Origin of the sequence: Flavobacterium sp. 5, assembly GCF_002813295.1 — a bacterium.
Classification (GTDB): Bacteria; Bacteroidota; Bacteroidia; order Flavobacteriales; family Flavobacteriaceae; genus Flavobacterium.
On sequence record NZ_PHUE01000001.1, the window covers coordinates 4,751,752 to 4,764,796 of the forward strand.

At 28.9% G+C, this 13,045-nt stretch carries 12 protein-coding genes; 7 read left to right on the plus strand and 5 right to left on the minus strand.

Translation table 11 applies throughout. The features are described 5' to 3' along the window. Positions 1-35: 35 nt before the first annotated feature. The 5 genes from CLU82_RS19895 (at position 36) to CLU82_RS19915 (ending at position 5,892) form a co-directional block, all read left to right on the plus strand. Positions 36-1,433 carry an arginine decarboxylase gene (locus CLU82_RS19895; RefSeq protein WP_100844743.1) on the plus strand — a complete coding sequence of 466 codons (1,398 nt, stop codon included), beginning with the start codon at positions 36-38 and terminating at the stop codon, positions 1,431-1,433. 124 nt (positions 1,434-1,557) lie between these two features. Further along, positions 1,558-2,529, plus strand: a complete 972-nt coding sequence (locus tag CLU82_RS19900) for a deoxyhypusine synthase family protein (RefSeq protein WP_100844744.1) — start codon at positions 1,558-1,560, stop codon at positions 2,527-2,529. 9 nt (positions 2,530-2,538) lie between these two features. Beyond that, positions 2,539-2,943, plus strand: coding sequence for a DNA primase (locus CLU82_RS19905; protein WP_100844745.1), 405 nt, complete (start codon positions 2,539-2,541; stop codon positions 2,941-2,943). An 89-nt stretch (positions 2,944-3,032) separates the two neighbouring features. Further along, on the plus strand, positions 3,033-5,330 hold the full coding sequence (gene recQ / locus CLU82_RS19910) for a DNA helicase RecQ (protein WP_100844746.1): 2,298 nt from the start codon (positions 3,033-3,035) through the stop codon (positions 5,328-5,330). Positions 5,331-5,412: 82 nt separating this feature from the next. Next, positions 5,413-5,892 carry a DNA-deoxyinosine glycosylase gene (locus tag CLU82_RS19915; RefSeq protein WP_100844747.1) on the plus strand — a complete coding sequence of 160 codons (480 nt, stop codon included), beginning with the start codon at positions 5,413-5,415 and terminating at the stop codon, positions 5,890-5,892. 16 nt (positions 5,893-5,908) lie between these two features. Here CLU82_RS19915 and CLU82_RS19920 read toward each other — a convergent pair whose 3' ends face one another. The 4 genes from CLU82_RS19920 to CLU82_RS19935 all read right to left on the minus strand — a co-directional run bounded on the left by CLU82_RS19920 (position 5,909) and on the right by CLU82_RS19935 (position 10,861). Continuing rightward, on the minus strand, positions 5,909-6,424 hold the full coding sequence (locus CLU82_RS19920) for a DinB family protein (RefSeq protein WP_100844748.1): 516 nt from the start codon (positions 6,422-6,424) through the stop codon (positions 5,909-5,911). A gap of 47 nt (positions 6,425-6,471) precedes the next feature. Next, entirely contained in the window at positions 6,472-9,057 is a 2,586-nt protein-coding gene (locus CLU82_RS19925) for a phosphoenolpyruvate carboxylase (protein ID WP_100844749.1), read from the minus strand. Positions 9,058-9,150: 93 nt separating this feature from the next. Beyond that, the gene (locus CLU82_RS19930; protein WP_024981770.1) at positions 9,151-9,630 is read right to left on the minus strand and encodes an Lrp/AsnC family transcriptional regulator; all 480 of its coding nucleotides are present in this window, start codon (positions 9,628-9,630) and stop codon (positions 9,151-9,153) included. A 76-nt stretch (positions 9,631-9,706) separates the two neighbouring features. Then, positions 9,707-10,861, minus strand: a complete 1,155-nt coding sequence (locus tag CLU82_RS19935; RefSeq protein WP_100844750.1) for a M14 metallopeptidase family protein — start codon at positions 10,859-10,861, stop codon at positions 9,707-9,709. A 311-nt stretch (positions 10,862-11,172) separates the two neighbouring features. Here CLU82_RS19935 and CLU82_RS19940 point away from each other — a divergent pair, with 311 nt between their 5' ends. Further along, entirely contained in the window at positions 11,173-11,622 is a 450-nt protein-coding gene (locus CLU82_RS19940) for a helix-turn-helix transcriptional regulator (protein WP_100844751.1), read from the plus strand. A gap of 58 nt (positions 11,623-11,680) precedes the next feature. On the opposite strand, the gene CLU82_RS19945 is transcribed toward CLU82_RS19940, so the two are convergent. Continuing rightward, positions 11,681-12,241: a 1-acyl-sn-glycerol-3-phosphate acyltransferase gene (locus CLU82_RS19945; RefSeq protein WP_100844752.1), complete on the minus strand. Its 561-nt coding sequence runs from the start codon at positions 12,239-12,241 to the stop codon at positions 11,681-11,683. Positions 12,242-12,302: 61 nt separating this feature from the next. Between CLU82_RS19945 and CLU82_RS19950 the strand changes: the two genes are divergently transcribed. Continuing rightward, positions 12,303-12,968, plus strand: a complete 666-nt coding sequence (locus CLU82_RS19950; protein ID WP_100844753.1) for a spermidine synthase — start codon at positions 12,303-12,305, stop codon at positions 12,966-12,968. Positions 12,969-13,045: the final 77 nt, after the last annotated feature.

Below are 13,045 nucleotides of genomic sequence, written 5' to 3' on the forward strand. Positions count from 1 at the left end.
AAATACAATTAATTCACAAAAAATCCCAAAAACAAATGAATACAAAATATTCAGATTTAATAAATCAAACATATTATTTTCCACAAGAAGAATTTAAGTTAAATAAAGATAATCTTCAATTTCATAATATCGATTTAATGAAATTGGTAGAAACATACGGTACGCCTTTAAAGTTTACCTATTTGCCACAAATTTCAAATAACATCAACAAAGCCAAAAGTTGGTTTCGTAAATCGATGGAAAAAAACAAATATGAGGCAAAATATTTTTATTGCTATTGCACTAAAAGCTCTCATTTTGAATATATTATGAATGAAGCTTTCAAGAATAATATTCATATAGAAACTTCATCTGCCTTTGATATTAATATTGTTGAAAATTTATTAGACAAAGGGAAAATAAACAAAAGCACTTATATTATATGTAATGGTTTTAAAAGAGATCAATACATTGAAAATATTGCCCGATTAGTTAATAATGGCCATAAAAATACAATTCCAATTATAGATAACTATGAGGAATTGGACTTGTTACAAGCACAAATCAATGGTAAATTTAAAATAGGAATTAGAATTGCTGCTGAAGAAGAACCTAAATTTGAATTTTATACTTCAAGATTAGGAATTGGATATAAAAATATTGTTCCGTTTTATAAAAAAGAGATTAAAGAGAATAAAAATCTGGAACTTAAAATGTTGCACTTTTTTATTAATACAGGTATCAATGACAATGCTTATTATTGGAATGAGCTTGTAAAATGTATTAAGGTATATGTAGCATTGAAAAAAGAATGTCCTACTCTTGATGGATTAAATATTGGTGGAGGTTTTCCTATCAAAAATTCATTGGCATTCGAATATGATTACCAATATATGATTGACGAAATTATCAATCAAATTAAAATTGCTTGTGACGAAGCCGAAGTTGATGTTCCAAATATTTTTACCGAATTTGGTTCTTTTACAGTTGGTGAAAGTGGAGGTGCAATCTATCAAGTATTGTATCAAAAACAACAAAATGATAGAGAAAAATGGAACATGATTGATTCCTCTTTTATTACAACTCTTCCTGATACTTGGGCAATTAATAAACGTTTTATTATGTTGGCTATTAATAGATGGAATGAAACCTACGAAAGAGTTTTATTAGGCGGAATGACTTGTGATAGTGATGATTATTATAACTCTGAGCAAAATATGAATGCAATCTATTTGCCTAAATACAATAAAGAAAAGCCATTATATTTAGGATTTTTCAACACAGGAGCTTATCAGGAAACTATTGGAGGATATGGCGGATTACACCACTGTTTGATACCGCAGCCTAAACACATTTTGATTGATCGTGATGAGAATGGAATACTGGCAACTGAAGTGTTTTCTGAGCAACAAACTGCTGAGGATGTACTAAAAATACTAGGTTACAATAAATAATAAAATATTCGGTTATAATAAATAAAAATTGAGATCTAGGTAATTTGATATTTATAAATTTCTTTTATTTGTAAAGCCAAATCTCAAATAACCTTTTGAACATTAAATAAAAAAGAAAAAGAAAATGAGTAAAGGACCAATCAGTCAATTTATTGAAAAGCATTATTTGCATTTCAATTCTGCATCCTTAGTTGACGCCGCAAAAGCTTATGAGCAGCAATTAGCCAATGGTGCAAAAATGATGGTAAGTATGGCTGGTGCGATGAGTACCGCTGAAATTGGAAAGATTTTTGCCGAAATAATTCGTCAGGATAAAGTTCAAATTATTTCTTGTACAGGAGCAAATCTAGAAGAAGACATTATGAATTTGGTCGCACATTCTCACTATGAGAGAGTTCCAAATTATCGTGATCTAACACCTCAAGATGAATGGGCTTTGCTAGAAAGAGGTTTGAACAGAGTTACTGATACTTGTATACCAGAGCACGAAGCATTTCGTCGTCTTCAGAAACATATTTATAAAATTTGGAAAGATGCCGATGATAAAGGAGAGAGATATTTTCCTCATGAATTCATGTATAAAATGTTACTTTCGGGTGTCTTAGAAGAATATTACGAAATTGATTTAAAAGACAGTTGGATGTATGCTGCTGCTGAGAAAAATTTGCCTATTATTGTACCAGGCTGGGAAGATAGTACTATGGGGAATATTTTCGCATCGTATGTTATAAAAGGAGATTTGAAAGCTTCTACCATGAAATCTGGTATTGAATATATGGTTTTCTTATCTGACTGGTATCCAAAAAATAGTTCAAAGGGAATTGGTTTCTTTCAAATTGGTGGTGGTATTGCTGGAGATTTTCCAATTTGCGTAGTACCAATGTTGTATCAGGATATGGAAATGCATGATATTCCTTTTTGGAGTTATTTCTGCCAAATTTCAGATTCAACAACCAGTTACGGATCCTATTCAGGAGCAGTTCCTAATGAAAAAATTACTTGGGGAAAATTAGATATTAATACTCCAAAATTCATTATTGAATCGGATGCTACGATTGTAGCTCCACTAATTTTCGCCTATTTGTTAGATTTATAATAATTATTTATGAAAAGAGTAATAGTTGATTACGCCAAATTGACCAACGAAATTTTAAATCTTTTGGTTGATAAATTTCCTGATGGTTATGATGATTCGGACATCATTAGATTTAGAAATGCCAAAAATGAGTTAATTGAAGCTGTTGAAGTTAAGACTGAAGATACTATTTATTTAGTAAAAGTAAGTACTAAACTTGCTGATAGAATTGGGAATTACGATGAAGATGATGAAATTGATGATGTAGTTGAACCAATTAGCGGTTTAGAATTAGATGTTGATGATGCAGATGATGATGATGACGATGAAGATGACAATGTTGATAAACCAGATTTAGATGGAGATGAAGATGATGAGGACTCTGATGGCAAAAATGTTGCAGATGACGATGATGATGAAGACGATGAAGATTAATTAGTTTTTAAATTTTATCAAATATAGAAAAGGAACTCAAATTCGAGTTCCTTTTTTTATTATATTTATTTTTCAAAATATAAGCCAAAATGACTACAGAAATTTTACACGCCAAACTTAAAGAGAATTTTGGGTTTGAAAAATTCAGACCTAATCAAGAAGAAATTATTAATAGCATTCTTTCAGGAAAAGATACTCTAGCAATTATGCCAACAGGAGGAGGTAAATCTATTTGTTTTCAACTTCCAGCTTTAGTGTTTTCAGGAATTACTATTGTTATTTCGCCACTAATTGCATTAATGAAAGATCAGGTAGATAGTTTGAAAGCCAATGGAATAGCCGCATGTTTCATTAATAGTAGTCAGTCCAGTGATGAACAAGAATTTCATATTCAAAATTTAAAAGATAACAAAGTCAAGCTCGTTTATGTTGCGCCTGAAAGTTTATCGTTTTTGGAAAATGCATTTAGTCAGATAACTGTAAGCTTAATTGCTATTGATGAAGCTCATTGCATTTCGGCATGGGGTCATGATTTTCGACCAGCTTATACTAATCTTGGATATTTAAAAAATCGCTTCCCTTCTACTCCAATCTTAGGATTGACAGCAACTGCAGACAAAGCAACCCGCACAGATATATCTGAACAATTAAATTTAATTAATCCTGAGATTTTTATATCTTCTTTCGATAGAAAAAATTTAAGTTTAGAAGTTAGACCTGCATTAGATCGTGTAAAACAAATTATTGATTTTATTAATACCAAACCAAATGAGTCGGGTATTATATATTGCTTAAGTCGTAAAACTACTGAAGAACTTGCACAAAAATTACAAAAAATTGGTATCAAAGCAAAAGCGTATCACGCAGGTTTAGAAAATAAAATTCGTTCTACAACTCAAGATGAATTTATAAACGATGATTGCCAAGTGGTTTGTGCCACAATTGCTTTTGGAATGGGGATCGATAAATCGAATGTTCGTTGGGTTATTCATTATAATTTACCAAAAAATATTGAGGGCTATTATCAAGAAATTGGAAGAGCTGGTCGTGATGGATTGCGATCTGAAACTATTTTATTCAAAAGTTATGGTGATTTAGTTCAATTACAAAAATTTGCTTCTGGAGGTTTGAATGCTGAAGTACAACTTGCCAAACTAGAACGGATGAAGCAATATTCAGACGCATTAAGTTGTCGTAGAAAAATTTTACTGTCCTATTTTGGCGAATTAGTATCTGATAATTGTGGTAATTGTGATATTTGTAAAAATCCTCCAGCATTTTTTGATGGAACAATAATTGCTCAAAAAGCTTTGTCAGCTGTAATGCGCTTACAAGAATCCGAAGCGTTACCAATGATTGTGGATTTTCTAAGAGGTTCCAAAAATGCAGCAATCTATGATAAAGGATACCAAAATTTAAAAACCTATGCAGTTGGTTCTGATATTTCTTGGTATGACTGGAATCAATATATTATTCAATTAATAAATTTAGGATATTGTGAAATCGCCTTTCATCAACAGAATAGAATTAAATTAACACCTTTTGCAAAAAAAGTTTTGTTTGATGGTGAAAAAGTAAAATTGACAAATGTTCTGAAAAAAGTAAATCAATCTGAAGAAGAAAAAATTGTAAAGACGAAATCAACTGAGAATTCTCTTTTTGAATTTTTGAGAAAACTTCGTGCAGAAATTGCTAAAGAAGAAAATGTTCCAGCTTATGTTATTTTTAATGATGCTACTCTTAAACAATTAGAAATTCAAAGACCAATGAGTGACGAAGAATTTCTAAGTATCGATGGAGTTGGAAAAGCAAAACTTGAAAAATATGGTCATGTTTTTATAAAGGCAATAATTGAATTTCAAAAAATAAAAAAAGTTAAAGCAAAAAAAGAGAGCAGTACTTATAAGGAAACTTTGGAGTTATTTAATATTGGATTATTAGTTGAAGAAATTGCAATAAAAAGAAAATTAGGAGTTACAACAATATTTTCTCATTTAGCTAAATTGTACAGCGACGGACATCCAATAAATTTGAGTGTTTATATTTCTGATCAAGAAATTTCAAAAATTGCTCAAGCAAAAATAAGATTAGAAAATCCACCTGCATTAAAATCTTATTTTGATTTTTTTGAGGAAACCATATCGTATGATAAAATTAGAATTGGCTTGACAATTCTTGAAAAAGAAAACGATGCTAAAATAAAAACCTATTCTGTAGACAATATTAGATTAGAACATTCTGAGGCTTACAAGAAATGGAATATCGAAGAAGATGTAAAACTTGAAAAAATGTACAAAGAAGGAAAAAAAATAAAAGAGTTAACTTCTATATTTGGAAGAAATGAAGGTTCGATTAATTCTAGGTTAAAAAAAATAGGATTAAAATAAAAAAACTTAATTCAAGTAGTATTAACACTCGATTCTTCTTCATAAAATTTATGAAGTTGTAGCCTCAAATTTTATAATTTTCATGCAAATAAAATCATTTCCTTATTTTATAGATTCGAATACAGAAATAATAATTTTGGGAACTATGCCTGGAGCAATATCCCTTGAAAAACAAGAATATTATGCTAACCCAAGAAATCATTTTTGGAAAATTATATATTCTATTTTTGATGATTTACCCATTTCAGATTCTTTTGAAGAAAAAAAAGAAGTTTTATTATCTAATAAAATTGGGATTTGGGATGTTTTAGAAAATTGCGAAAGAAAAGGAAGTTTGGATATTCATATCAAAAATCATAAAGAAAATGATTTTGAAAATTTATTTAAAGAGCTTCCTAAAATCACAAAAATTATTTTTAATGGAAAAAAGAGTTATGACTTTTTTTTTAAGAGATATGGAAAAATTGAAGGCATCACTTATTTTGTGATGCCTTCAACTAGTCCTGCAAATACAATGACTTTTGAGAATAAATTGAAAATTTGGTCAAGTTGTTTTATTTAAAACAACTTGTTAAACTTTATAGATATCTTTCTGCAAAAACTTTTTGATGATGTTTAAGATGTCCCAAAATTAAAAAACCTAGAGCTCTTACTGAAACTTCATTATCTGATGCAATTCCTATTCTTCTTAATTGTTCATCAGAAAAACTTTTGAACATCAATAAGTTTGAATGTCTTACTGCAGAAAATTCTGTTAATAAATCTTGTATACTTCTGCTTTTAGCGTTGGTATTATCTACATAAGCATTTTCCTCAAAACCTGGCAAAGGTGTTTTATCATTTCTGGAAATTCTCAGAGCTCGGTAACTAAAAATTCTTTCAGTATCAATAATGTGCTGAATAATTTCTTTAATAGTCCATTTTCCTTCGGCATAACTATAATCAAATTTGTCCAAGGGAATATTTTGGACAAATTTGATAAAGTCATGTAAACTAATTTCTAATTCTTCAAATAATTCAACATTTTCTAATGCTTGTATGTAGGTAGCATTAAATTTTGAATATTCATTTACTGGTAATTGATTTGAATTCATAACGCCAATTTTTTAGAAATTTAGAATTTATTTTTGTATTCTATACTTTAAGCAGAGTTTCTACTTGCATTAGTATTTCCAAAAAGCGAACGAGTCACAATTTTCTCATATACTTTAATCAAGTTCAAATCTGGGTTTTCAGCTTTATTAAGTTCACTGATTTTTAGCAAAGCATATTGTTGTATTGTCAACAATGGCAACACAATACGTTCTCTCATTTGAATTGAAGCTATACCATCAGGATAATTTTCCATTAATTCAGTATGACCAGCAATTTTCAATAATAACCTTTTTGTTTCCAAAAATTCATCATAAATAATTTGCCAAAAAGCACCAAATTCGGGATCCTTGCTCATGTAAGCTGTCAAAGGGAAAAAAGATTTAGCCAATGACATCATACTATTTTCAAGTAAGGTTTTAAAAAATAATGAATCATTATATAGCCCTTGAACTTTATCCCATTGATTGTTATTTTCAAAATGTTTTAAAGCTGTACCTACTCCAAAAAATCCAGGAACATTTTGTTTTAATTGACTCCAAGAACCCACAAAAGGAATCGCTCTTAAGTCTGCAAAATCTAGACTTTCAGATTTGCTTCTTTTTGATGGACGACTTCCAATATTAGTTTTCGCATAATATTTTAAAGTACTCATCTGTTCTAAATATGGAATGAATTTAGGATGATTTTTAAAACTCAAGTATTTATCATATCCTAATTCAGCCATTTGATCCAAAATAGCTTTTTCATCTTGACTCAATTCGTTTTGTCCTTGATTGAATACTTGATTAGCAACACCAGCACTTAATAGATTTTCTAAATTATAACGACAAGAATCTAAAGTTCCAAAATTTGAACTAATAGTTTGTCCTTGAATAGTAATTTGAATTTCATTGTTTTCAATATTCGGTCCTAGTGATGCATAAAATTTATGTGTTTTTCCACCACCACGTGCTGGAGGTCCACCACGTCCGTCAAAAAAGATAGCGTGAATACCGTATTTTCTTGATATTTCGGTTAAAGCCTCTTTTGCTTTATATATACTCCAATTTGCCATCAAATAACCACCATCTTTTGTACCGTCAGAAAAACCTAACATTATTGTTTGCTTGTTATTTCTGTTTAACAAATGTTGAGCATACTCAGTATTGGTATATAATTTTTCCATTACTAAATGTGCATTATGTAAATCATCAACAGATTCAAAAAGAGGAATTATATCTACAGTAGCATTTTCCCAATTGCATAATTTAAATAATGCAAAAGTTTCCATTACATTAAGTGCGCTTTCATTATTACTAATGATATAACGATTTGCACCAAATTCACCATTGTTTTCCTGAATTGTTTTTATGGCTTGAATTGATTCAATAGTTGATCTTGTCATTTCATTTTCAAAATCAGCTGAATCTAAATCACCTTTTAATGTTGATAAAACTTCCATTTTATCATTCTCAGTCAATTGAAAATAATTATCTGGAAAGATATTTTCTTTTGATTTTGAATAATAATCTACAATGTCATAAAAAACACTTTGGTGAATTTTGCTATTTTGTCTAATATCTAGAGTAGCAAAATGGAAACCAAATAAATTTAAACGAATAAGTAATGCATCAATTTGGTCAACGTAAAGTGATTGATGTTGCTCAATTATTATCGTTTTTATTTTTATAAGTTGCAATTTAAATTCTTCAAGCGTAATAAATATTTCACCTTTAGAATAAAAAACAGAACGATACAATTTTTGTTCTAGTTCCATTACCAATGAATCAACAACAGGAAAAGTTAACTTTCGTTTTAAATTTCTTATTTCAACATAATAACATTTTAATATAGAAGTTCTCAAACGTTCAGCTACTTTTAAAGTAATTTCAGTAGTAACAAAAGGATTTCCATCACGGTCACCACCTGGCCAAAAACCAAGTTTTATTAATGGATTTTTTATAGATTCTCCTTCAAAAACATTTTTTTGAAGATAATGAACCATTTCTCCAGAAGTATCATAAAAAACATTTTCTAGATACCAAATTAAGCTTACTGCTTCATCAAAAGGATTCGGCTTTTCATTTTGAATAAAAGGTGTCTTACCTAGCTGAGCTAATAATTGCTTGATTTCTAATAGATCATTACTTCTAATAGCTTCTGTCAAATCATTTATAATACCTAAAACTGGTCCAGGATAGAATTGAGTCGGATGAGCAGTTAAAACTGTACGAACATTAAAGTTTTCAAGAAAATGAATCAGTTCTTCCTTGTTATTTTTGACATCTGATTTTTCTTTAATATCACGAAGAGAACCTCTTCCTTCCATATTGTTGACAACGGGAAAAGCAGCATCTTCAATAGCATCAAATAAAACAATCTGGCGTTCAATATATTGTATAAAATGAAACATCAAATTAATTTTGTCTTTTTCAGAATCACTATGCATGTATTTATCTGAAAAAAAATCAAAAATTTCTGTAGGAGTCTTTTGTTTTTTGAAACCATTATCACAAAGTTCTGTGAATATAGGTAATAAAACACCTGTATTATCAACAGAATCAAAAGGTAATGTTATAAATACACTATTGTAAATATGATATTTTGATAAAACATTTTCATTAAAACGTTCTATTTTTGGTAACGTGTACATAAATTATACTATTAATTGGTTGGTTAATCTAGCATAAAAAAACCCCAAGATTACACTTGAGGTTATATTTATATATAAGCATTCAAGGAATTATTACATTTCTTTGAAGATGGTATGCATCAAGCGCTTTTTATCATTAATACTCTCCTCAAGAGAAATCATAGTTTCTGTTCTATAAACCCCCTCAATATCGTCAATCATAAAAATAACATCCTTTGCATGCTTAGTATCTTTTGCTCTAATTTTGCAAAAAATATTGAATTTACCTGTAGTTACAGAGGCTACAGTTACAAATGGAATTTCATTAATACGCTCTAAAACAAATTTAGTTTGAGAAGTATTATTAAGAAAAACTCCAACATAAGCAATAAATGAATATCCTAATTTATCATAATCAAGGACCAAAGAAGATCCCATGATAATACCTGCATCCTCCATTTTTTTAACTCTAACATGAACCGTTCCAGCTGAAATCAATAATTTTTTTGCAATGTCAGTAAACGGAACTCTTGTGTTGTCTATCAACATATCTAAAATCTGGTGATCTACTTCATCTAAACGAAACTTACTCATAATTCTTTTATTATATGGTTATTTGATACTAAAAAAGTTAAAATTATAAATAAAAATTAAATAAACGGCACAAAAATCATTTTTTTATCTTTCCGTTAAGAAAAAAGACTTTTTTATCTAAATTAAAATCGGCAATTTGTCCTTCTTTTGGAAAATTAACGAAATTATCTTGATATAAAGCTCCTTTAGCATCGTACTCGAAATGGCCAAAATATCCCTTTAAATCTCCTACTTCAACTATGTAAGCATTAAAATTTAATTTGTTATCGATTAACTCTTCTTTATATTGAGCGACAAAATTCGTGATTATTTCATTACCATCATAATTTATTTTGACATTTTTGTACATAAAATCAAAAAAAACTACATTATTCTGAGGAATGTTTAAATATTTATCATTTCTATTGTCAACTACATCGTTTTCGCTCAGAATAATGAAACTGGAAACCAAGGACATAAATACGAATTTTCTTGTTTTTTCTCTTTCATAATCATTTGAAAAGTGTCCTGCTTCAAATAATAATGTAGGGACGCCTAGGTATTGAAAAGTGTCACCTATGCAATTAATGTTAAATGAATCATCAAATCGTCCAATTTGTCCAGGTATATATTTTTGTAAAACATCATTTATACCTGCTATTAAATTGATTGCTTTCAATCTAGACTCATTAACCTCTCTTTCTTCATTATAAGATGGCGCTAAAAAAGAAAGAGTTGCTGGTTTACCCGTATTTGCAACACCAAAAATAGTACGTTGATCATGAAGATTAAAACAATAATCTGGCTTAAACTCGTCAAAAGTAGCTCTTAAAATTTTGCTTTCTGGCTGAGTGAGATTTTGAGAATCTCTGTTTAAATCAATGCTATTTGCGTTAGCACGTGTGTATAATTCTGCACCATCTGGATTTAACATTGGAATGCTGTAAAAAGTAAAGGTCTCCAATAGTTGTTTTGCTAAATCCGAACCATTATTTAAAAGGTTTATAAAATCAAATAACGCTTTGGTTGTGGTACTTTCATTTCCATGCATTTGTGACCAAAGGTAAATTTTTAATTTCCCGTGTCCTTTTTGGTAACTATAAATAGGTTTGCCTAAAACTGATTCTCCTATTATTTTGACATCATTTTTAATAAAATGTTTTTTCAATAAAGGCTCAATAGATTCCAAAGTTATGTATCGCCCTTCAATAGTATTTTCTTTATTCTGATTGAATAATTGTTCTAAATCCATGTTATATTATTTGATTTACAAAAGTAAACATCTTTATATTTACAATTGTAAATAGATTAATTATTAGAAAAATTAGATTTGTAAACAACCTTATTCCTCCTGAATGTATAAAAGTAAAACAATTATAATGTGTCTAATTTTATTTTAAATAAACATTTATTATTTACTATAAATTAATTAGTTGTGATATATTATATAATTTAAAACTTTAAACTATTAATCAATAGTTTTGTATTTTAACATTGTAAATTAGCCGAATTGATTACTATTAATTACATTTGTAAATACATCGATTTGAAATTAAATTTACAATGGTAAACACAGACGATTTTATAAAAAGACTGGAGATCATACTCGATTATTATAGTCTGAGCGCCTCATCATTTGCAGATAAAATAGGTGTACAGCGTTCAAGTATGTCTCACCTCCTTTCGGGAAGAAATAAACCAAGCTTGGATTTTATCTTAAAAATTATAGATATTTTTCAGGATGTAGATTTGTATTGGATATTAAATGGGACAGGATCATTTCCGAAAAATTCTGAACTAATTCAAAATTCGAATCTAGTTGTACAAAATTTAGACACTCCTACCCCAATTGATTTATTTTCTCAAATTTCATTATCTGAAGAAAAAGTGTCTGTTTCAGAAAAAATGAAACAAGTGACAAGAACTTCAGAAAATGAAAATTCTGATGAAATTGAAAAAATTGTTTTTTTTTATAAAAATGGAACTTTTAAATCCTATAAACCAAATTCGTGAGAATTTAATATTTCGTACAAAGGATCAGAAAAAAATAAATACGCAATTCTCAGGCGTTTTAATTTAAAGGTTCAATATATCCGTTTTCGGGTATTTTTCCTTTAACACCTGCGAAATGTTTATTCAATAAATTTAAATCTGATTCTATATTACCTGTGGGGTAAAAAGCATCTCCAAAATTGAACGCTTTTTTTTCAAAGTTCATAGCAATTGGAATTATAGGTACATTTGCTTTAAGAGCAATATAGTAAAAACCCGTTTTAAGTACTTCAACTTTTTTACGAGTTCCTTCTGGTGACAAACCTAGTCGAAAGGTTTCTTTAGATTCAAATAATTTCGCAATGGATTCTACTTTGTTTAATCCTCCTGCTCTATCTAGTGGCGCTCCGCCTAAAGATTTAAAAAAATAACCAAATGGGAACCGAAATAATTCCTTCTTTCCTATCCAATTAATCTCAACTCCTATTGCTCCTCGACAAATAATAGCTACATAGAAATCATGCCAACTAGTATGCGGCATTACCATTAAAATGCTTTTTTTTATTTGCTCATTGAAGACACCTTCTATTTTCCATCCCATTAAATTGCAAAAGATCCACTTATAGATTTGTTTCTTCATTTATCTTTTTTTTGTACAAATAAAACAATTAATATCTTATTTTTGAAAAAAACATGAATTAATGCTTCGTAAATTATTAAGTTATATTATTCCAATTAAAATATTTAAAATCAATTCACCTCTAAGTAAAACTATAGAAGTAACCTGGGCAAATGGAGAATTAGTACTGGATTCTGAAAACACTAATTATTCCTATGGAAGTCTGCAGCGCATTTTAAGAAGAGGTCTAAAGCATTTTGGATTTAAAAAAATTGTAAAAATGCAGCACATCTTGGTTTTAGGAGTTGCCGGCGGAAGTGTTATTAAAACTTTGGTAGATGAAATCCATTACGAAGGTAAAATCACTGGTGTTGATATCGATTCAAAAATCATTGAAATTGCCAACGAATACTTTGAGCTCGACAAAATTAAAAATCTGGACATTATTATTGAAGATGCTTTTGAATTTGTTTTAAAAACTAAAGATAAATATGGTTTAATTATTATTGATATATTTCAGGATACTAAAATGCCAAATTTTTTGTTCGAAAAATTCTTTATAGATAGAATTTGTTTTTTGCTTAATAGTAAAGGAATTGTATTGTTTAATACAATGTGTCTGACAGCTGCTGATAACTTCCGAAATCAAAATTTTATTAAAGATTTTAATGATGTTAATTTCAACATTCAATCTATTCCTAGGGTTGAAGTACACAACGAATTAATTATAATTGAAAAATTGAATTAGAAGAAAGAATTAAAATAATAATAAAAATTCTAAAATTACCTTAAATGCCTTCTGCTTTTCAACATATAAGGCATTTA